Source organism: Brevundimonas sp. SL130 (assembly GCF_026625805.1).
Classification (GTDB): Bacteria; Pseudomonadota; Alphaproteobacteria; order Caulobacterales; family Caulobacteraceae; genus Brevundimonas.
Genome location: NZ_CP113064.1, coordinates 2,261,399 through 2,282,293, shown reverse-complemented (window position 1 = coordinate 2,282,293; position 20,895 = coordinate 2,261,399). Strand labels below are relative to the sequence as shown.

20 protein-coding genes and 1 pseudogene are annotated in these 20,895 nt (G+C 67.5%); 13 read left to right on the top strand and 8 right to left on the bottom strand.

What is annotated here, in order from left to right:
- Positions 1–11: 11 nt before the first annotated feature.
- Positions 12–1,586, top strand: coding sequence for a pseudouridine synthase (locus OU998_RS11125; RefSeq protein ID WP_267513560.1), 1,575 nt, complete (start codon positions 12–14; stop codon positions 1,584–1,586).
- A gap of 3 nt (positions 1,587–1,589) precedes the next feature.
- On the top strand, positions 1,590–2,153 hold the full coding sequence (gene rsmD, locus OU998_RS11120) for a 16S rRNA (guanine(966)-N(2))-methyltransferase RsmD (protein ID WP_267513559.1): 564 nt from the start codon (positions 1,590–1,592) through the stop codon (positions 2,151–2,153).
- Between the two features lie 7 nt (positions 2,154–2,160).
- Here rsmD and OU998_RS11115 read toward each other — a convergent pair whose 3' ends face one another.
- A complete protein-coding gene (locus OU998_RS11115) occupies positions 2,161–2,733 on the bottom strand; it encodes a hypothetical protein (RefSeq protein ID WP_267513557.1) in 573 nt (190 codons plus the stop codon).
- Positions 2,730–3,080 (bottom strand): sigma-70 family RNA polymerase sigma factor, encoded by a 351-nt coding sequence (locus tag OU998_RS11110; protein WP_267516777.1) that lies wholly within the window; start codon positions 3,078–3,080, stop codon positions 2,730–2,732. The genes OU998_RS11115 and OU998_RS11110 overlap by 4 nt, the downstream gene beginning before the upstream one ends.
- Positions 3,081–3,342: 262 nt before the next feature.
- Between OU998_RS11110 and OU998_RS11105 the strand changes: the two genes are divergently transcribed.
- The gene (locus tag OU998_RS11105; RefSeq protein WP_267513555.1) at positions 3,343–3,669 is read left to right on the top strand and encodes a hypothetical protein; all 327 of its coding nucleotides are present in this window, start codon (positions 3,343–3,345) and stop codon (positions 3,667–3,669) included.
- On the opposite strand, the gene OU998_RS11100 is transcribed toward OU998_RS11105, so the two are convergent.
- From OU998_RS11100 to OU998_RS17095, 4 genes and pseudogenes are all read right to left on the bottom strand, one after another.
- Positions 3,614–4,084: a low molecular weight protein-tyrosine-phosphatase gene (locus OU998_RS11100; protein ID WP_267513553.1), complete on the bottom strand. Its 471-nt coding sequence runs from the start codon at positions 4,082–4,084 to the stop codon at positions 3,614–3,616. The genes OU998_RS11105 and OU998_RS11100 overlap by 56 nt on opposite strands.
- A gap of 2 nt (positions 4,085–4,086) precedes the next feature.
- The gene (locus OU998_RS17100; protein WP_420709731.1) at positions 4,087–4,650 is read right to left on the bottom strand and encodes an RloB domain-containing protein; all 564 of its coding nucleotides are present in this window, start codon (positions 4,648–4,650) and stop codon (positions 4,087–4,089) included.
- Positions 4,647–5,870: an AAA family ATPase gene (locus OU998_RS11095; RefSeq protein WP_267513550.1), complete on the bottom strand. Its 1,224-nt coding sequence runs from the start codon at positions 5,868–5,870 to the stop codon at positions 4,647–4,649. The genes OU998_RS17100 and OU998_RS11095 overlap by 4 nt, the downstream gene beginning before the upstream one ends.
- A gap of 69 nt (positions 5,871–5,939) precedes the next feature.
- A pseudogene (locus tag OU998_RS17095) lies at positions 5,940–6,062 on the bottom strand (hypothetical protein); the annotation flags it as partial.
- A gap of 72 nt (positions 6,063–6,134) precedes the next feature.
- Here OU998_RS17095 and OU998_RS11090 point away from each other — a divergent pair.
- The gene (locus OU998_RS11090) at positions 6,135–7,859 is read left to right on the top strand and encodes a subtype B tannase (protein WP_267513548.1); all 1,725 of its coding nucleotides are present in this window, start codon (positions 6,135–6,137) and stop codon (positions 7,857–7,859) included.
- Positions 7,860–7,906: 47 nt separating this feature from the next.
- Here the strand turns inward: OU998_RS11090 and mutL are convergent, their stop codons facing one another.
- On the bottom strand, positions 7,907–9,799 hold the full coding sequence (gene mutL / locus OU998_RS11085; RefSeq protein ID WP_267513547.1) for a DNA mismatch repair endonuclease MutL: 1,893 nt from the start codon (positions 9,797–9,799) through the stop codon (positions 7,907–7,909).
- A gap of 188 nt (positions 9,800–9,987) precedes the next feature.
- On the opposite strand from mutL, the gene serS reads away from it, so the two are divergent.
- The 7 genes from serS to secF all read left to right on the top strand — a co-directional run bounded on the left by serS (position 9,988) and on the right by secF (position 17,344).
- A complete protein-coding gene (serS, locus tag OU998_RS11080) occupies positions 9,988–11,394 on the top strand; it encodes a serine--tRNA ligase (protein ID WP_267513546.1) in 1,407 nt (468 codons plus the stop codon).
- A gap of 160 nt (positions 11,395–11,554) precedes the next feature.
- The gene (gene surE / locus OU998_RS11075; RefSeq protein WP_267513545.1) at positions 11,555–12,349 is read left to right on the top strand and encodes a 5'/3'-nucleotidase SurE; all 795 of its coding nucleotides are present in this window, start codon (positions 11,555–11,557) and stop codon (positions 12,347–12,349) included.
- 76 nt (positions 12,350–12,425) lie between these two features.
- Entirely contained in the window at positions 12,426–13,070 is a 645-nt protein-coding gene (locus OU998_RS11070) for a protein-L-isoaspartate(D-aspartate) O-methyltransferase (protein ID WP_267513544.1), read from the top strand.
- A 136-nt stretch (positions 13,071–13,206) separates the two neighbouring features.
- Complete coding sequence (locus OU998_RS11065) at positions 13,207–14,229, top strand: peptidoglycan DD-metalloendopeptidase family protein (protein ID WP_267513542.1); 1,023 nt, start codon at positions 13,207–13,209, stop codon at positions 14,227–14,229.
- Between the two features lie 180 nt (positions 14,230–14,409).
- On the top strand, positions 14,410–14,727 hold the full coding sequence (gene yajC, locus OU998_RS11060) for a preprotein translocase subunit YajC (protein ID WP_267513540.1): 318 nt from the start codon (positions 14,410–14,412) through the stop codon (positions 14,725–14,727).
- Positions 14,728–14,762: 35 nt separating this feature from the next.
- Positions 14,763–16,355, top strand: a complete 1,593-nt coding sequence (gene secD, locus OU998_RS11055; protein WP_267513539.1) for a protein translocase subunit SecD — start codon at positions 14,763–14,765, stop codon at positions 16,353–16,355.
- Positions 16,355–17,344 (top strand): protein translocase subunit SecF, encoded by a 990-nt coding sequence (secF, locus tag OU998_RS11050; protein WP_267513536.1) that lies wholly within the window; start codon positions 16,355–16,357, stop codon positions 17,342–17,344. The genes secD and secF overlap by 1 nt, the downstream gene beginning before the upstream one ends.
- 158 nt (positions 17,345–17,502) lie before the next feature.
- On the opposite strand, the gene OU998_RS11045 is transcribed toward secF, so the two are convergent.
- Positions 17,503–18,708: a pyridoxal phosphate-dependent aminotransferase gene (locus OU998_RS11045; RefSeq protein WP_267513535.1), complete on the bottom strand. Its 1,206-nt coding sequence runs from the start codon at positions 18,706–18,708 to the stop codon at positions 17,503–17,505.
- 124 nt (positions 18,709–18,832) lie between these two features.
- Between OU998_RS11045 and OU998_RS11040 the strand changes: the two genes are divergently transcribed.
- A complete protein-coding gene (locus tag OU998_RS11040) occupies positions 18,833–19,546 on the top strand; it encodes a TVP38/TMEM64 family protein (RefSeq protein WP_267513533.1) in 714 nt (237 codons plus the stop codon).
- Between the two features lie 285 nt (positions 19,547–19,831).
- Positions 19,832–20,872 (top strand): rod shape-determining protein, encoded by a 1,041-nt coding sequence (locus tag OU998_RS11035; protein WP_008260883.1) that lies wholly within the window; start codon positions 19,832–19,834, stop codon positions 20,870–20,872.
- Positions 20,873–20,895 lie beyond the last annotated feature (23 nt).

Here is a 20,895-nt window from a genome sequence, read left to right as displayed (position 1 = left end):
AACCGCTCATCATGGTCCGCCATACAGACGACAACGACAAGAAGCCCCGCGCCCGTCAAGACGAACGGTCGCCTCGGCCCTTTAAATCCTCCGGTCCTCGCAAGAGCGGCGACGGGAAGACCTCCTTCGGCGACAAGCCGCGCAGCCCTCGCGACGACGGCCCCAAGCGGTTCGGCGACAAGCCGGACCGAGGCGACCGGCCGCGCGCCGGCAAGGACGGCAAGCCGTCGTCCGGTTCGGGCAAGTCCGACACGCCGCTGCGCGCCGAGCGAATCGCCAAGACCATGGCCCGCGCCGGCATCGCCTCGCGGCGCGAGGTCGAACGGCTGATCGGTCTGGGCAAGGTGGCGGTCAACGGCCGCATCCTGGACACGCCCGCCACCCTGGTGACGCGCGACGACGTGATTACTGTGGACGGCAAGCCCATCGGCTCGACCCAGGCGACGCGCGTCTGGCGCTATCACAAGCCTGCGGGCCTGCTGACCAGCCATCGGGATCCGACCGGACGTCCGACGGTGTTCGACGCCCTGCCGGCCGGCCTGCCGCGCGTGATCTCCATCGGACGGCTGGATCTGTCGACCGAAGGCCTGCTGCTGCTGACCAACGACGGCGAACTGAGCCGGGCGATGGAGCTGCCCTCGGCCGGGCTGGTGCGTCAGTACCGGGCGCGGGCGCGGGGCAAGATCACCCAGGCGCAACTGGACGAGCTGAAGAACGGCGCCGTCGTGGAGGGCATCTCCTACGGTCCCATGGTGGCGACGCTGGACAAGGCCAAGGAGTCCAAATCCGAGGACGGCCGCACGCCGAGCAACCTGTGGATCTCGGTCTCGATCACCGAGGGCAAGAACCGCGAAGTCCGCAAGGTGCTGGAGTCTGTCGGCCTGACGGTCAACCGGCTGATCCGCCTGGCCTATGGCCCGTTCCGTCTTGACGTCCTGCCCGTCGGCTCGGTCGAAGAAATCGGGCCGCGCGTGATCCGCGAACTGCTGGCCGACTACATCCGGCCCGAGAACCTGCCGACCGGCAATACGGTCGAGACGCCTGCGCCCATCCCCGGTCGTCGCGTGTCCACGCCGATCCTCAAGGGGAACTCGGGCTCGGCCATGTCGGACCCGTCGCGCAAGCCCAGCCGCGTCCGCGCCGCCGAAACGGCCCAGGCCGACGCGGTCGAGCGCCGCGAACGTCCGCCCAAGAAGGAAGGCTGGGCCAAGGCGACGCCCAAGACCGTCCATCCGAAGAAGACCTTCAAGCCGCGCGAAGGCGCGCCGACCGACGGCGAACGTCCGGCCCGCGTCTACAAGCCGCGTGAAGAGGGCGACCGTCCCGCTCGCGCCTATACGCCGCGCGAGGGGGCTCCGGCTCGCAGCAGCGACGGGCCCAAGCGCGAGTACAAGCCGCGCACGGCTGGCGCCGACGCGGGCAAGCGGGAGTTCAAACCCCGCGGCTTCGGCGCAGCCTCGCCCAGCGGACGCGAAACCCGGCCGCCACGGACAGGCGGCGGCAAGCCGGCCGGACCTTCGGGCACCAGCGGGCTCAAGCCGGGCGGCCGCGCGCCGGGGGGCAAGCCCCGCACGCCCCGGAGCTGAGGCTTGCGGATCGTTGCGGGAAGCCTGAAGGGCCGGGCCATCGTCGCGCCCGAGGGGCAGGGCACGCGCCCGACCTCTGACCGGGCGCGGCAGGCCGTGTTCAATGTGCTGGAACACGCCGCCTGGGCCGAGAGCCTGAACGGCGCGCGGGTCATCGACCTGTACGCCGGATCGGGCGCTCTGGGCTTCGAGGCCATCAGCCGGGGGGCGGGCTTCTGCCTGTTCGTCGAGACCGATGACGGGGCGCGGGGCGCGATCCGCGAGAACGCCGACGCCTATGGAGTGATGGGCCGCACGCGCGTTCATCGGCGCAGCGCGACCGACCTGGGCGTGCGGCCCGGATCAGACGGCGAGGCCTTCGACATCGCCTTCCTGGACCCGCCCTATGGCAAGGGGCTGGGGGAGCAGACGCTGGCGCGGCTGCTGGAGGGCAACTGGCTGAAGCCCGGCGCCCTGGTGGTGTTCGAGCGCGGGTCGGACGAGCCGGACATCGACACGCCCGGCTATCAACGGTTGGACGCGCGGGATTATGGGGCGGCGCGGGTGCTGTTCCTCCAGGTCGCCTAATCCGGACCTACGAGGCGTCCATTTCCAACGCCTCCAGCGCCGCCCGATGCGCCGCCATCCGACGGCGGCAGCGGCGGGCGTGGCGCAGGTAGTAGCCGATGCAGATCAGCAGGAAGGCGAACACTGCGGTTGTGACGGCCTCGATATGCCCCCGCGCGGGATCGACCGTCGTCAGGATGATCCCCTGGAAGATCATGGCCGCGACGCTGATCGCCACCCCGGATAGAGCCCAGCGGTAGCCGGTGCGGGCCTGGCCCAGGGCCGAGCGCAGCACGGCCTGAGGTGTCTCGGTCAACAGGCCGGGATGGCCGCGCCGGGACCATAGGGTCAGGCCCATGGCGAACAGGACGAAGACCAGGGCGGCGCCGGCGGCGGGCAGGGGGACGCCGCGACGCACGGCCCAGCCCATGACCCCCATCACGACGACCCCGCCGCCCATCTCCAGCCAGAAATTGAGCCGGGCCAGCCGGTCGCGGCGGCGTAAGGACCGGATGAAACCGGCGTCCAGCCGGGGTTCGAGGTCGGGGGTCTCGGTCCAGGCCTGGGTCAGGTCGGTCCAGTCGTCATCAGGGCGGGTCATGAGCGGACCTCTTGCGATGGAGCGGGGTTCAGGGCCTCACGCAGCGCGGCCTTGGCGCGGGTCAGGCGGATGGAGACGGTGTTGGGGTTCATCCCCAGCATGTCGGCGATCTCGGCCGGGGCGAAACCTTCCAGGGTCAATAGAGCCGGCTGGCGCAGCGACAGGGGCAGGGCGCGCACCGCCTGGCCCAGTCGGTCGTGCAGATCCCGCGTCTCGGCCGCCTCGTGCGGGGTGGGGGCGTCCGACGGGGCGGCCTCGTCCAGAGGTTGGCGGCGCGGCTCGGCCGCCTCGCGCGCCACATGGGTGACGGCGCGGTTGTGGGCCACGCGGGCGATGAAATGGCGCAGGGGGCCTCGCCCCGGTGTTTGGGCAGGGCGCGCCAGACGGCCAGCAATATGTCCTGCTCCAGCTCGCGCCGCCGCTCGCGATCCGCCTCATAGGCCGAGGCGATGCGGCGCAGCATGCCGCCGTGCTCGGCCAGCAGGGCCTCAAAGGTCTGGTCGCGTCCCAAGCGCGGCGGTCTCCGTGAAAAAATCGTCGGTCGGGATGAAAGACTCGAGGAAGGGCCGAGACTTTCAGGTCAGGCGTAGAAAAACAAAGGAGTTCGCCATGACCATTGAGACAGGGACCGTAGAGACGCCGAAAAAGGGCGTGCTGACGCGCGGCAAGGGATTTTTGAAGGCCCTGGCGGCGGCCCTGCTGGTGGCGGCGGTGTGCGCCTGGGCCGGGTTCGGGCTGGGCCTCTATCTGGATCTGGATCGCGGCGCGCGCATCACCCTGGCCATCGTCGCGGCGGTGACGACCGAGGCCCTGTTCTGGACCACGGCGGCCCTGCTGGGGGTGTCGGTGGTCGAGGCGCGCAAGCGGATCTGGCGCAAGATCACGGGACGGGAGACGCCCGAAGCCGCGCCGCCAGCTGTTCCGCCGCAGCCGTAACCTCGGCCCAGGTGACCTCGAACCCGGCGTCGTCGCCGAAATAGGGATCGGTCACGGCCTGGCCCTCGCGGCCGGGCACGTGGTCGAGCAGCAGGCTGAGTTCGGCGACCGCGTCGGCGGGTTGAATCCGGCGGAGATTGGCCAGGTTGTCGTGGTCCAGGGCGATGAGGTGGGTGAAGCGGCGGAAGTCCGCCGGCGTCACCTGCCGGCCCTGATAGCCGGAAATATCGATCCCATGTTTGCGCGCCACGGCCTGGGCGCGCGGATCGGGCGGATGGCCGACATGCCAGTTCCCCGTGCCGGCGGACTCGACGATCAGATCGAAGCGCAGGCGTTGGGCCTCGGCGCGGAGGGCGGCCTCGGCGAGGGGGGAGCGACAGATGTTGCCGAGGCAGACGAAGAGGATGGAGGGCATGGCTAAAGCAGGCCAAGAACTGCGAGTAGAGCCGAAAGGTCGGGATGACTTTCACCGGCACGGCGAACGGCGGCTAAATCCAGTCGCTGTCGAAGGCCATGTCGACTCATCGGTTTGTGATAATCCGGCCAATCTCGCTGGAGTGCTTGAAGCGATAGTGGGCTAGTCATCGGTCGGCGGTTGGTGCGGCCTTCCAGATGCCGTAGCAGTAGAGCCTCGTGACAGGGATCTTGCCAGATCATGTTTAGGCCAAAGGCGTCGGCTTCGCGCCGGGCTCGTTCGGCCCGGTCACGGCTTAACTGCAGTTGATCGGAGTCCAGCAGGATGAAGGCGTGGGCAAACGGTGTCCGACGCCCCCGCAACCTATCCAGACGGGCGATCGCTCGTTCTACGCGCGCCAACGGGTCGCCGGCGCCGGGCGTGAGAGCTTCGATGTGAACATGAACATGTGCGCCATTCGCCAGCGACAGGTCTTGTAAGAGTGCGACGTAGGCGGCCTCGGACTCACCCTCGCATCCCACGAAGATGGGCGTCCGCTGTGGAATATGTGGCGGGCGTCGGCTCATCCGATATGAGGGAGCGCGCCGAACGCACCGCTCAGGTATTTTTTGTACAGGTTCTCATCGCGCCGCACGGCCTTAACATCCATGAGGCTGAAGACGTGAGTTCGACCCAGCGCATCCTTCTCGCACAAGATCACCTGTTCCTTGACTAGGTCATCGAGGAGCGAGGCAGAATGTACACTGATCCAAGCTTGGGCGTCCTCCTGATTCCGGACTTGCTTGTCGTAGAACCACCTCAGAATGTCGGGCAGGACCACAGCGTGTATCATGGTGTCAAACTCATCCAGGATCGCCACGCCGCCGCGCTCCAGCGCCAGCGCCAGATAAGGGAAGGCACGGATGAAAGAACGGGTCCCGTCGCTCTGGAGCTGCCAAGGCATTTCGAGCGTCAGGCCGGAGTGCTTGAACATCGCTAACGGGCCGGTCGGTGTATCGACAAAGCGCATGCCCTCAATGCCGACGTCAATCCGGTTTAGGTCGCGTGTGACCCGGTTTATCAAGTCCGAAGATTGCCGGAAGATGTTGAGGATGCCCTCGTCGCCTAGTACTTGTCGCCCGATGTTCGAATAGACCGTCCTTGCGACATCTGCGAACAACTCCGCCGTCGGGTGTCCAAACTGGGCGAAGGAGGAGATCACCGAGACGTTCGGTTTCAGGGTGTTGAGCAGATGCCGATAGCCGGAAATGGCGAAGGTCTTTGAACCTTGGACGTCGCCCTCAATGCGCTCGAACACTCTCTGCCACTTGCCCTTGCCGAGTGGCTTCTGGCGCAGAGCTTCTAGTCGAACGGACACAGGCGTGCCATCGACCACGTTGAGTTCCAGTTCATAGCGATAGAGCCCATGTTCGACGTCGAGTCCGTGTTCAGCGCGTTCGACGACCACCTCCGATAAATCCATTGTGCCGCCGAACTCGACAGCGAGCCGGATCGGGCGGTTGGAACATTCGTCGTCGTTGAAGCGCTGGCACGGAAAGCCAGGTCCGTTCGTTTGGGCGCTGTCTCGGATGAAGATCGCGACGAATTCCAAGGCGCGCAGGATGGTCGTTTTGCCCGACGCATTGGGTCCGTAAAGGACCAGCACCTTGGGGGCACGGTCGGTGGCACCCGTAAAAATAGGCCCGAATCTGTCCTCGTCATCCGGTACGTTCGGAGCGACGGTCACGTCGATGACCTGCTGATCGCGGACAGAGTAGAAGTTCTCGAGTTCAAGACGGTACAGCATGGTCTGTGTGTCGCATTTTAACGTATATTTGTCAATGTGTCCATTTGAGGTCGCCTTAACGCCATCTCCTCACCGCCGCCCGAACAGCTTCTCCAGATCGTGCAGCTTCAGCTCCACATAGGTCGGCCGGCCGTGGTTGCACTGGCCCGAATGCGGGGTGGCTTCCATCTGGCGGAGCAGGGCGTTCATTTCGAGGGCGGCGCGGTTTACTTTGGGCGGTCTGACTATAGGGTGGCGGTCGAACAGCCACAGGCTCGGTCAAAAATGTCCCCTATTCGTCGCGCGCTCGTCTCCTCGCTGGCGACCGGCTTGGCGCTTTGGTCGGGCGCGGCCCTCGCTCAGCCTGACACCCCCGCGCAAGGCCAGATGCAGAGCCAGACCCAGGCCCCCGCAAACGGCGGGTTCGATGCTGCGCTGCGTCTGGATCCAACAGCCTACACGCGGATCACGGTTACGGTGGACGGGGCGCCCCTGATGGTGCGGCGTTATCGGGCGACCTATGTCGCCAAGCCTGTGGCCTTGGCGGCTGAGCAACCGAGCCGGAAGATGGGGCCGGGCGGCAGCCCGTCGGGCGCCGCCAGCCAGACGCTTCAGGATCCGCTGACCTATCAGTCGCTGTACGTCTTCGTGCCGGAGGGGGCGAGCGAGACGGCGGCGATCATCCTGAACGTCAACAACGCCGGCTGGTTCGCCAGCGAGCTGAGGGCGGGGATTACGGACGGCGGGGTCTATTCCTCCACCAGCGACACCGACAAGGCGGGCGCGGCCCTGGCCGCCGGCTATGTCTATGTCGATGTCGGGACACGGGGGCGGGGTCTGGTCGGCGCGGATGGAGGATTCCCCGGCCACGCGCCGGCGGCGGTCGTCGATACGAAGGCGGCCATCCGCTGGCTGCGCCTGAATGACGGTGCGCTGGCGGGGTCGGCCGAGCGGATCGTGGTGACCGGCACGTCGGGCGGCGGCGGGTTGTCGGCCGTGGTCGCCGCCTCTGGCGACAGTCGAGATTTCCTGCCTTTCCTGACTGAGATCGGCGCGGCCGGGGTGGCGGCCGACGGACGCAGCACCTTGTCCGACCGGGTGTTCGCCGTGATCGCCTATTGCCCGATCACTGATCTGGGCCATGCGGACATGGCCTATGAATGGCTCTATCGCGATGTGCGCGCTCCAGAGACGACGGCGGGGGGCGTGTGGGGCGCGGCGCAGGCGGCGGCGTCCGCAGAGCTGGCCGCCGGCTATCCCGCCTATTTGGCGGGCCTGGAGCTCACTCTGGCCGACGGTCGCTCCCTGACGACGGCGACCATGCCGGAAGCGGTCGCGCGACAGGTGGCGCTGGAGGTCGAACGCCATATCGCCGCCGGCGGCGCCGTTCCGGCCCTGGGCGATGATTTCCAGATCACCCTGCGTGGATTTGGGCCTGGGGGCGGCCGCCAGGTGGAGATCGCGAACGACTGGCTTGAGGTCGCCGACGGCAAGGTGACGCGCCTCGATCTGGCGAACTTCCTGCGCTTCGTCGCCAAGACGGCGGCCTTGAAGCCGGTGCCGGCGTTTGACCGCACCGGCAACACCGGCAACGGCGCGGACGGAGAAAACACCCTGTTCGGGGCGGCCGATCAATCCTATTCGAACTTCACGCCCTACGGCTGGGCGAACAATACGGTCGCGGGCGACGGTTCCGGCCCCGACGACACGGGCATGAGCTGGTCGGAGTGGACCGCTGGACCTGGAGCGGGACTGGCGGACCAGGTCCGATTGATCGATCCCCTGACCTATCTCGGTCAGCCTACGGCGGCGGCGGCCCCCTTCTGGTATGTCCGGCATGGGATGATCGACCGCGACACCGGCTTTACGGTGGGGGTGGTCCTGTCACGGGCTGCGGCGGGCGACGCGGACGTCAAACAGGTGAATTTCGCCACGCCGTGGATGACGCCTCACAGCGGCGACTATGATGTTCAGGAAGCCTATGGCTGGCTGAAGTCGGTCCTGGAATAGGGCGTCGCGGGGAGGACGGGCGGCGGGTTATGGCGAAGGCTCAGCCTTCACCGCCGCCCGAACAGCTTCTCTAGATCGTGCAGCTTCAGCTCCACATAGGTCGGCCGGCCGTGGTTGCACTGGCCCGAATGCGGGGTGGCCTCCATCTGGCGGAGCAGGGCGTTCATTTCGGGGGCGGTGAGGATGCGGCCGGAGCGGACGCTGCCGTGGCAGGCCATGGTGCCGCAGATGGCGGCGAGGCGTTCCTTGAGCGACAGGGCCAGGCCGTGTTCGGCCAAGTCGTCGGCGATGTCGCGGATCAACCCTTGCACGTCCGTGTCGCCCAACATGGCCGGGGTCTCGCGCACCAGGACGGCGCCGGCGCCGAAGGCCTCGACGATCAGGCCCATCTCGGCCAGTTCCTCGGCGCGCGAGGCGACGCGTTCGGCCTCGGCCGGGTCCAGATCGACCACCTCGGGCGTCAGCAGGGCCTGACGGGTCACGGACCCCTCGGCCATCTGGGCCTTCATCCGCTCATAGACCAGCCGCTCGTGGGCGGCGTGCTGATCGACGATGACTAGGCCGTCGCGGGTCTGGGCCACGATATAGTTGGCGTGGAGTTGGCCCCGCGCGGCGCCGAGGGGGTAGTCGAGGGGGTCTTGGGGCGTGGGGTGACTAGTGAGTCGTGAGTCGTGAGCGGACGGGTCGTGTGCAGCTGACGGCTGAGGCCAGGCGGGGCCGTCCCAGCTGGGTTCGACGCGGGCGCTGCGTTCGTTGAGGCCGGGCAGGACCTGGGCGGCGGCGGCGGGCTGGGACCAGCCGGTCCAGCCGCTGAACCCCTGTGCCGACGGGGAACTGGGGCTGTAGGCCGGTCCGGTGGTGACGCCGGTGTGGGGCTGGAAGCCCGCCATCGCGTCGGCGGCGACGGTGGTGGAGGCGCGGTGGCCGGCGGCGTGGAGCGCATGCCTCAGGGCGCCGACTATCAGGCCACGCACCAGGGCCGGATCGCGGAACCGGACCTCGGCCTTGGCGGGGTGGACGTTGACGTCCACGTACAGCGGGTCGATGTCCAGGAACAGGACGGCGGCCGGGTGCCGGTCCCTGGCCAGAAAGTCGGCATAGGCGCCGCGCAGGGCCCCTTGCAGCAGCCGGTCCTTCACCGGGCGGCCGTTGACGAACAGATACTGATGCGCCGCATTGCCGCGCGAATAGGTGGGCAGGCCGGCGTAGCCCGTCAGGCGCACCCCGTCCCGCGCCTGATCGATCAGCAGGGCGTTGGCCTCGAAGTCGCGGCCCAGCAGGGCGGACAGCCGTTTCAGCCGGCCCTCGTCGCCGGGGTGTTCGGCGGGCAGGCGCAAGGCGACCTTGCCGTCCAGCGACAGGGTGAAGGCGACGGCCTCGTGCGCCATGGCCTGGCGTTTGATCTCTTCCGAAATGGCCATGGCCTCGGCCCGTTCGGACTTCATGAACTTGAGCCGGGCGGGGGTGGCGTAGAAGAGGTCGCGCACCTCGACCCGCGCGCCGTGCGGGCCGGGGAAGGGGGCGGGGGCCAGGGGACGGGTCGCGCCGCCCTCGACCTGGATGACCCAGGCTTCGGCCTCGTCACGCGACCGGGTGGTGATCGACAGGCGGGCGACCGAGCCGATGGAGGGCAGGGCCTCGCCCCGGAAGCCCAAGGTATGGATGCGCAACAGGTCCACATCACCGGCGTCGTCGGGCTCCAGCTTGGACGTGGCGTGGCGCTCGATGGCCAGGGGCAGCTCGTCTTTCGGGATGCCCTTGCCGTCGTCGGCGATCAGGATGCGCGACAGGCCGCCGCCGTCGGCCTGGATCTCGATATTGCGGCCGCCCGCATCTAGGGCGTTCTCGACCAGTTCCTTGATGGCGCTGGCCGGCCGCTCAACCACCTCGCCGGCGGCGATGCGGTTGACGGTTTCGGGGGAGAGGCGGCGGATGGGCATGGGAGGGGGAAGATAGGGGGGCGGAGGGATTCGCGCCATTGATGGTTGGGGGCTGGGCGGACTTGCCCCCTCCGGCTCGCCGCTGCGCGTCGACCCACCTCCCCCAAAGGGGGGAGGAGAGGCGTTGCCCGACTCCGCGTGGGCGGGTAGAGCGTTCGGCTTCTCCCGCCCAGCCGAAGTTCCAGACCATGCACGATATCCGAGCCATTCGCGAGAACCCCCAGGTTTACGTCGCGGGCTGGTCGTCGCGCGGGGTGGACGAGCCGGACGGGCTGGTGGCGGACATCCTGCGGCTGGACGCCGAACTGCGCCACGCCCAGACCACGGGCCAGGACGCCCTGGCCAAGCGCAACGCCGCCTCCAAGCTGATCGGCGCCGCCATGGGCAAGAAGGACATGGCCGAGGCCGACCGGCTGAAGGCCGAGGTCGAGGCCCTGAAGGGCGACATCGCGGCGGCCGCCGAGATCGAGGCGCGCGTCGGCAAGGAACTGCGCGACCTGCTGGCGGGGTTGAAGAACCTGGCGGCCGAGGATGTGCCGGACGGCGAGGACGAGGCGGGCAATGTCGAGGTCTCGCGCTGGGGTGCGCCCCGCGAGGGCGGCCCGGCCAAGGATCACGCCGACCTGGGCGAGGCCCTGGGCATGCTGGACTTCGAAGCGGCGGCGAAGATGTCGGGCGCCCGGTTCGCGGTGCTGAAGGGCCAACTGGCCCGGCTGGAACGGGCCGTGGGTCAGTTCATGCTGGATTTGCAGACGGATCAGCACGGCTATCTGGAAGTGAACCCGCCGCTGCTGGTGCGGGACGAGGCGATGTTCGGCACGGGGCAGTTGCCGAAGTTTGCCGACGATCTGTTCAATGCGTCGAGCGTGATCGAACAAGATGTTTGGCTGAAGGCAGCGCCTCAGGGCAGCAGCGAAGACCCTGCTGTGGTGCAGGGACAGCTAGACTATATTCTTGAGCAGTTGAAAAACCGTACTCATCATTGGCTCATCCCCACCGCCGAAGTCTCCCTGACCAACCTCGTGCGCGACACCATCCTGTCCGAGGACGACCTCGCCACGCCGATGCGGATGACGGCGCTGACGCCCTGCTTCCGGGCCGAGGCGGGGTCGGCGGGGCGGGATACGCGCGGGCTGATCCGTCAGCACCAGTTCTCCAAGGTCGAGATGGTGTCGATCGCGCGGCCGGAAGACTCCGACGCCGAGCACGAGCGGATGACGGCCTGCGCCGAGGCGGTGCTGAAGGCGCTGGAGCTGCCGTTCCGGCGGATGCTGCTGTGCAAGGGCGACATGGGCTTTTCGGCCCAGAAGACCTTCGACCTGGAGGTCTGGCTGCCCAGCCAGGGGACCTATCGCGAGATCAGCAGCTGCTCGAACTGCGGGGACTTCCAGGCGCGGCGGATGGAGGCGCGGTTCAAGCGGGCCGGCGAGAAGAAGACCGAGTTCGTCCATACGCTAAACGGGTCGGGGCTGGCGGTCGGCCGGACGCTGGTGGCGATCATGGAGAACTATCAGCAGGAGGATGGGCGGATCGCGGTGCCGATGGTGTTGCAGCCGTATATGGGTGGTCTGGAATTCGTGGGAGCGGCCAAGTGAGCCCCTCTCCCATGGGGAGAGGGCTTGAGCGCACGGCGGCGCAAGCCGTCGTCCTTGCGCGAAAGGGTGAGGGGCACGGTGGTGCGGACTGGCCCACCGGCGGTCCCTCATCCGGCCCTGCGGGCCACCTTCTCCCAACGGGAGAAGGGAGCGTTGCGGCATGAGAATCCTCCTGACAAACGACGACGGGATCGAGGCGGAAGGTCTTGAATCCCTTGAGCGGATCGCGCGGACGCTGAGCGACGACATCTGGGTGTGCGCGCCCGCCGTCGAACAGTCGGCCAAGGGACGGGGCATCACCCTGAGCGAGCCGCTGCGAGTGCATAAACTGGGCGAGAAACGGTTCGCGGTGACGGGGACGCCGACCGACTGTGTCGTGCTGGCGGTCAATGACCTGATGCCGGAACGGCCGGACCTGGTGCTGTCCGGCGTGAACCGGGGCCATAATATCGGCGAGGACGTCAGCTATTCCGGCACGGTGGCGGGCGCGCTTCAAGGCATGGCCTTCGGCATCCGCTCCATCGCCCTGAGCCAGAGCCTGGAACGGTTCCATGACGAGGTGGTCGCCCACTGGGAGACGGCCGAGGCCTTTGCGCCGGCCATCATCACCAAGCTGCTGGACCAGAAATGGGCCAATGGGGTGGTGATGAACCTCAACTTCCCCAACCTGCCGCCGGAACGGGTGGAGCAGATCGAGGTGACGACCCAGGGCTTCCGCGACGTGGGCGAAATGCATGCGGTGCGACGCACCGACCTGCGCGGGCGCGACTATTACTGGATGAGCTTCCGCGGCGAGAAGCAGGAGCATGCCGAGGGCACCGACCTGAGGGCCATCGAGGCGGGGCGGATCTCGGTCACGCCGCTGCACATCGACCTGACCCATATGGCCAGCGTCCATGACCTGAAGAAGGTGCTGGGCGGGGCGCCGCCGAAGAAGACGGAGCGCGCTGCGTGATGAGGCCGGCTGTCTCGCGCACCCTCCACCACGACGCAAGGGCGTCGCGGTCCCCCTCCCCCAGGGGGGGAGGACAATGAACCTGCACGACGACCGCGCCGGACGGCTGATCCTGTCGCTGCGCCAGCAGGGGGTGACGGATCCCCGGGTGCTGGCCGCGATGGAGAGCATCGACCGCGCGGTCTTCGTGCACGAGAAATTCCTGGACCAGGCCTGGGAAGACCAGGCCCTGCCCATCGACTGCGCCCAGACCATCAGTCAGCCCTATATCGTCGGCCTGATGACCCAGGCCCTGGACGTCCAGCCTCGCCACCGGGTGCTGGAGATCGGCACCGGCAGCGGATACCAGTGCGCGGTGCTGAGCCGGCTGGCGCGCTATGTCTATTCGGTGGAGCGGTATCGCAGCCTGCTGGTCGAGGCCGAGGCCAAGCTGCGAACGCTGGAGATCGATAATGTCATCACCAAACACGGCGACGGCGGCCTGGGCTGGGTCGAGCAGGCGCCCTTCGACCGGATCATGGTGACGGCGGCCTCGCCGGGCGAGCCGACCGAACTGTTGAAACAACTGAAGCCGAACGGGGTGCTGGTCGCGCCCGTGGGCCGGACCTCGGTGCAGATGCTGCACCGCTATGTCGGACAGGGCGACGGGGCGTTCCACCGCGAGAGCCTGACGGAGGTGCGGTTCGTGCCCCTGGTCGAGGGGACGGCGAAGGAGGGGTGAGGTGTTTCACCCGCAAGCGGGGGTTCTGGACGCCCGTTAACCTTCCCGCCCCACTTTGGCGATGATTGCGGGCTTGGCTTGGGCGGCGCGAGCGGGCACACCGGGCGGGCGGATTTAACCATGTGAGGAGCGGCCGGTGGCGGTGATTTCGGGCTGGATGAGAGCGACTGTGATCGCGGGGGCGTCGCTGAGTGCGGCGGCCTGTATGACCTATCCGTCCGAGCCGCAGTATTCGACGCGACCGACGCCGGCGGGGCAGGGCGCCTATCCCCTGCCGGCCCAGCCCCAGACCCCCGCCCAGCCGTATCAGCAGCCGCCGGTGACGGCCCCGGTCGGGTCTGTGGTGGGCGGAGCCCTGCCGCCGCCGATTTCGGCGACGCCGGCCCAGCCGACCTATCCGACCCCGCCGTCCGCCGTGGTGACGCCGGGCGCCGCCTATGTGATCCAGCCGGGCGACACCATCTCCGGCGTCGGCCGCCGGTTCCAGACGCCGGTCCAGACCCTGATCGACCTGAACGGCCTGGGCCCGCGCGGGGCGATCACGACGGGTCAGAGAATCATCCTGCCCGACGCCGCCGTGGATACGGGGCGTGATCCCTACGCCACCGGTCCTTCGCCGGCGGGGGTCCTGGTGCCGAATACCGGGGTGGTTCCGCCGCCGCCGCCGCCCTCGGGCAATGCCGCCCTGCCGGCCCAGACGCGACCGGTCGATAGCCCGGCGCGTCCGCCGGTCAGCGTCACTCCATCGACGACGCCTATCGCGGGCGGCCCCATCGCCCTGCAATGGCCGGTGCGCGGCGACGTCCTGCGCCGGTTCGGCCCGGTGGGCATGGGCGAGCGCAACAACGGCGTCAATATCGGCGCCTCGGCCGGCGCCTCGGTCGTGGCCGCCGCCGGCGGGCGAGTGGCCTATGTCGGCGACGATCTGGTGGGGCAGGGTCTGACGGTGCTGATCGTCCACAACGGCGGCTGGCGCACGGTTTACGGCCATCTGGGCTCGGCCACGGTCAAGGACGGCGACGATGTGCGGGCGGGCCAACAGATCGGCACCGTGGGCCTGACGGCCGGCGACGGACGCCCCTCAATCCACTTCGAGACCCGCCAGATGCGCGGCGACGACCCCGTTGCGGTCGATCCGCTGACCGTATTGCCACGCTGACGGCCGTTCAGGAGCCTGATTCACGCCGTGGTCTTAGCCGGACTTGGGAGCTGCGCGCTTTCGCCCACGACGATCAGGCTCTAGCCGCGTTGCAATCCGCGAAGCGCGGCCCTAGGTTCCGCGCCTCGTTTTAATGGGGCGCCGACGAGGGCAGCCCCCCTTTGTGTTCGGAGAGACCCCATGAACGCCCCAGCTGACGGCGGCATGATGGCCGTGATCATGCAGTTCCTGCCGATCGTCGCCATCTTCATCCTGTTCTACTTCCTGCTGATCCGTCCGCAGCAGAAGCGCGCCAAGGAACATGCGGCCGCCATCGCCGCCGTGAAGCGCGGCGACACGGTCGTGCTGTCCAGCGGCACCATCGGCAAGGTGACCCGCGTCGAAGAGGGCGAGGTCAATGTCGAGATCGCCCCCAGCGTCAATGTGCGCGTCGTCAAGACGATGATCGCCGAGGTGCGCAACCGCACCGCCATCGCCGCCAACGACTCCAAGGCCTGAGACCCGAAGCGTATCGCTGAACCTGGACTGTCCTCATGATTCAGCTGTCGCGCTGGAAAGTCATTCTCGTCGTCGTTTCGGCGATCCTGGGCTGCCTGCTGGCCTTCCCCAACCTGCTGAGTCCGGCTCAGCGGGAGGCCATGCCCGGCTGGCTGCCGAAGAACGCCCTGAACCTGGGGCTGGATCTACAGGGCGGATCGTATCTGCTGCTTGAGGTCGATGTGGCGGCGATGCGCGAGAAGCGTGTCGCCAACCTGATCGAGGATGTGCGGGTCACGCTGAACGGCGAGGGCGTCTCCACCAGCGGCTTCCAGCGTGAAGCCGGCGGCGTGATCGTCACCCTGGCCAATCCGGGACAGCAGACGGCGGCCTTCGAAGCCCTGCGCCAACTGGCCGGGGCGGCGGGACCGTCGGGCCAGGTCGAGCGGACGGCGACCCGCATCGGCGGCGACCGCATCCGCTTCGCCTATACGGACACGGCCCTGGCCGGCATGGGCTCGACCGCCGTGGATCAGTCGATCGAGGTGGTGCGCCGCCGGATCGACAGCCTGGGCACGCGCGAACCCTCCATCACCCGCCAAGGCGCCGACCGGATCGTGGTCCAGGCGCCGGGCGAGAGCGATCCGCGCAAGCTGGAAGAGGTCATCGGCCAGACGGCCCAACTGACCTTCCAGATGGTGGACAGCGAGAATTCGGTGACCGAGGCCCAGGCCGGCCGCGTGCCGCCTGACGCTGAACTGCTGATGGACGAGCAGGGCACGCCCTATCTGGTCAAGAAGCGGGTTCTGGTGTCGGGTGAGAACCTGACCCGGGCCGGCGTCGGCGCGGACGAAAGCGGCCGCCCGGCCATCGACTTCCGCTTCGACGGCGCCGGCGCCCGCCGGTTTGGCGAGGCCACCGCCAACAACCTGGGCAAGCCCTTCGCCATCATCCTGGACGGCAAGGTCATCTCGGCGCCGACGATCCAAAGTGCGATCACGACCGGCTCGGGCCAGATCACCGGCAGCTTCTCCATTCAGGAAGCCGCGACCCTGGTGAACCTGCTGAACGGGGGCGCCCTGCCGGCGCCGCTGAACGTCGAGGAACGCCGGACCGTCACCGCCGAACTGGGCGCGGACGCCGTGGCGGCGGGCGCCCTGTCCACCGCCGTGGGCTTCGGCATCATCGTGCTGTTCATGATCCTGGCCTACGGCTTCCTGTTCGGGGGCGTCTCGGTCGTGGGCCTGGTGCTGAACGGGGTGCTGATCGTGGCGGCCATGTCGCTGACCCAGGCGACCCTGACCCTGCCGGGCATCGCCGGTCTGATCCTGACCTTCGCCGTGGCCGTGGACGCCAACGTTCTGATCTATGAGCGGATGCGCGACGAGGCCCGGTCGGGCCGCAGCGTCATCGCCAGCATGGACGCCGGCTTCAACAAGGCCTGGGGCACGATCCTGGACGCAAACGTCACCACCCTGGTGGCGGCGGCGATCATGTTCGTCTTCGGCGCCGGTCCGGTGCGCGGCTTCGCCTGGACGCTGAGCATCGGCGTCTTCACCTCGGTGTTCTCGTCGGTTCTGGTGGCCCAGGTGCTGCTGGCCTACTGGCTCAAGACCGCCAAGCCCAAAAAACTGCCGATCGCGGAGTGATGGCGATGCGTGGATGGCCCTTCATCAAACTGCTGCCGCAGAAGACGAATTTCCAGTTCGTCAAATACGCCCGGTTCGCCGCGGTGCTGTCGGTGGTTCTGTGCGTCTCCTCGATCGTGGCGTGCTTCATTCCCGGCCTGAACATGGGCATCGACTTCCGGGGCGGCGCCTCGATGGAGGTGTCCAAGCCGGCCGGTCAGGTGATCCAGCTGGACAATGTGCGTGAGGCGGTAAACGGCCTGAACCTGGGCGACGTCCAGGTTCAAGGCATCGCTCGCCGCGACACCAATGTCGATGACGGCTCGACCGCCATCCTGCGCTTCCAGGTGCCGGAAGGCCGCGACCAGACCCAGGTGGTCAACCAGGTCGAGACCACGATCAGCCAGACGGTTGGCGAGGTGTCCTATTCCGGCGTCAGCGTCGTCGGCTCCAAGGTCTCGGGCGAGCTGTTCACCTCGGGTCTGCTGGCCCTGGGCGTCGCCATCGGCCTGATGTTCCTCTACATCTGGTTCCGGTTCGAACCGCAGTTCGGCTTCGGCGCCGTGATCGGCCTGCTGCACGACGTGATCCTGACCTTCGGCCTGATCGTGCTGTTCCGGTTGGAGTTCAGCCTGAACATGGTCGCCGCCATCCTGACGGTCATCGGCTATTCGATGAACGACACTGTGGTGGTGTTCGACCGGCTTCGCGAGAACCTGCGCAAGTACAAGACCATGCCTCTGCGCGAGGTGATCGACCTGTCGCTGAACGAGACCCTGTCGCGGACCATCATCACCGGCGTGACCGCCGTCATGGTGCTGGGCGCCCTGGCCGTGTTCGGGGGCGAGGCCCTCTACGGCTTCTCCATCGCCCTGATGTTCGGCATCATCGTCGGCACCTATTCGTCCATCTATGTCGGCGCGCCGATCATCCTGCTGTGGGGTGTCAAGCGCGGCGCCCTGGCCGAGGACGCCAAGCCGATCAAGCTGGGCATGGCCAGCCGGCCCTGATCGGGCGCGCATTGCTGGAAATAAAAACGGCGGCTCCTTGGCGGGGCCGCCGTTTCTGTTTGGGTGAGCGAGGAGTGCTAGTGAGCAAGTGGTGAGCCGGTCGAGCGCCATGCTGGCGGTTCAGCTCACCTCTCGCTCACTAGCACTCTTCACGGCTTCTATCGCAGCGAGGCCGCGAAGCGCTGGATGCGGGTGCAGGCCTCTTCCAGCACGGCGTCGGAAGTGGCGTAGCTGATGCGGAAATAGGGCGACAGGCCGAAGGCCTCGCCCTGGACCACGGCCACGCCCTCGGCGTTCAGCAGCTCGGCGGCGAAGGTGGAATCGCCGTCGATGACCACGCCCGATCCCGTCGTCTTGCCGATCAGACCGGCGATGGACGGATAGACGTAGAAGGCGCCCTCCGGCGTCGCGCAGGTGAGGCCGGTCGCCTGGTTCAGCATCGAGACGACCAGGTCCCGGCGTTTCTCGAAGGCGGCCTTGCGCTCGGGGATGAAGTCCTGGGTGCCGTTCAGGGCCTCGACCGCCGCCCACTGGCTGATGCTGGTGGGGTTGGAGGTGGTCTGGCTGGCCACCTTGCGCATCAGGTCGATCAGCGGCTTTGGGCCGCCGGCGTAGCCGATGCGCCAGCCGGTCATGGCATAGGCCTTGGACACGCCGTTGACCGTCAGGGTGCGGTCGATCAGGTCCGGGGCGACCTGGGCGATGGTGGTGTATTCGAAATCGCCATAGACGAGGTGCTCGTACATGTCGTCGGTCAGCACCCAGACGTGGGGGTGGCGACGCAGGACATCGGCCAGGGCCAGCAGTTCCGCCTGGGTATAGGCGGCGCCGGTCGGGTTGGACGGGCTGTTCAGGATCAGCCACTTGGTGCGGGGCGTGATGGCGGCCTCCAGCACCTCGGGGCGCAGCTTGAAGCCGTCCTTCTCCTCGCCGATCACGGTCACAGGCTCGCCGCCGGCCAGCAGGACCATGTCGGGATAGGAGACCCAGTAGGGGGCGGGCACGATGACCTCGTCGCCGGGGTTCAGGGTGGCGACCAGGGCGTTGAAGATGACCGGCTTGCCGCCGGGGGCGACGTGGATCTGCGAAACGTCATAGGTCAGGCCGTTCTCGCGGGCGAACTTGGCCACGATGGCCTTCTTCAGCTCGGGCATGCCGTCGGCGTCGGTGTATTTGGTCTCGCCGCGATGGATCGCGTCGATGGCGGCCTGTTTGATATTCTCAGGGGTGTCGAAGTCGGGCTCGCCGGCGCCGAGGCCGATCACGTCGCGACCCTCGGCTTTAAGCTTCCGGGCCTGGGCGGTCACGGCGATGGTGGCCGAAGGCTTGACGCGGGCGAGGGCGGAAGATTGCAGGCTGGACATGGGTATCCCGTCGATCTTGGAAGGTTCGTGCCGGGGAAGGCGGGGTTCCTTACGCGCGGAGGCCGTCCGGGACAATCCGCCGACGCTCGCTAATCGCAAGACAGGATGATAAGCGGCCCGTCTGATGCGCTGGATCCTCGATTTCATCTCCAACATGGAGGCGCGGCGCTGGCGCGCCGTGCTGGCGACCGTTGTGTTGCTGGGCGCGATGATCGCCCTGTTCGCCGTGGGCAAGAGCCAGCTGGGCCTGGACGCCGAGGTGCGGCTGGAGGCCTGGCTGGGCGGGTTCAGGCATGGGCCGTGGGGTCTGCCGGCGGCGGTGATCGTGTTCACGGTCGCGGCCTTTTTCGGGGCGCCGCAGTTCATCTTGATCGCCGCCTGCGTCGTGGCCTTCGGGCCGTGGTTCGGATTTCTGTACAGCTGGATCGCCACGGTCGCCTCGGCCGCCGTCACCTATTGGATGGGCCGCGGCCCGACGGCGCGGCTGCTGGAACGGCACGGCGGCAAGACGGTCGGGCGGCTGACCCGGTTCGTCGGCAAGAACGCCTTCTACGCCAGTTTCATGATCCGCAACGTCCCCTCGGCCCCCTTCATCGTCGTCAATATGGCGTTCGGCGCGGCGCGGGCGTCGTTTCCCGGTTTTTTGAGCGGTTGCGCTCTGGGGGTGCTGCCCAAGACAGCCTTGGTGGCCTTCTTCGGCGGGTCTTTCATGACGGCGGTTAGCGGGGATGGAGTCTGGACTTCGGCCATATTGGCGGGCGTCGCCCTGGGCTGGCTTGGGCTCATGTTGGGCGTGCGGGAATGGGTCAGGCGACGCGAAGTCGCGCGAGGGGACTGATCGCGCGACACGCGAAGGCAGCATGTTTCACAGTCGGCCCGATGCCGTCATGACGCTAACGTGAACGCCCCCACGCGCTAAGCTTATACAGGGTTGGGGGTGAACTGGGGTCCGTCACGCGAAGGGGGTTGTATTCCCTGTTTCATACGGGCACACGAGCCAGCGGTAGGCGTGGCGAAGACGATCAGGAAGCTGTCCGGCAAGGGGATGTCAGGGCAGCAGGGGCGTCGCCAGGTCAACTGCGAAACAGACGCCCTCGGTCAAAGAAAAACGGTATCGATTCCCATGAGCTTTTCCCTTTTCGGCGCGATCTCCAACGACATCGCGATGGACCTGGGCACCGCCAACACCCTGATCTACATGAAGGGCAAGGGCATCGTCCTGAACGAGCCTTCGGTCGTGGCCCTGCGCAATGTCGGCGGACGCAAGATCGTTCACGCCGTGGGTATTGAGGCCAAGCAGATGCTGGGCCGCACCCCCGGCCACATGGAGGCCATTCGCCCCATGCGCGACGGTGTCATCGCCGACTTCGAAGTCGCCGAAGAGATGATCAAACACTTCATCCGCAAGGTGCATAACCGCAAGGGCTTCGTGAACCCGAAGATCATCGTCTGCGTGCCGTCCGGCGCCACGGCGGTCGAGCGTCGCGCGATCAATGATTCCTGCCTGAACGCCTCGGCGCGCCGCGTGGGTCTGATCGACGAGCCGATGGCCGCCGCGATCGGCGCCGGCCTGCCGATTCACGAGCCGACCGGCTCGATGGTCGTCGACATCGGCGGCGGCACGACCGAGGTCGCCGTCCTGTCGCTGTCGGGCATCGTCTATTCGCGTTCGGTCCGCGTCGGCGGCGACAAGATGGACGACAGCATCATCAGCTATATGCGTCGCAACCATAATCTGCTGATCGGCGAGACGACCGCCGAGCGCATCAAGAAGGACATCGGCACCGCCCGTATCCCGGCCGACGGCGAAGGCCTGTCGATCGAGGTCAAGGGTCGCGACCTGATGCAGGGCGTGCCGCGCGAGGTCCGCATCTCGGAACGTCAGGCCGCCGAAGCCCTGGCCGAGCCGGTCACCCAGATCATCGAGGCCGTGAAGGTCGCGCTGGAAGCCACCCCGCCGGAACTGGCCGCCGACATCGCCGACAAGGGCATCATGCTGACGGGCGGCGGCGCCTTGCTGCGTGGTCTGGACATCGAAATCCGCGACCACACGGGCCTGCCGGTCTCGGTGGCTGACGATCCGCTGTCGTGCGTCGCCATCGGTTGCGGCCGCGTGCTGGAACATCCGCGCTGGATGAAGGGCGTGCTCGACTCGGCGCTGTGATTTTCGATCCGCGGCCAGGTGAA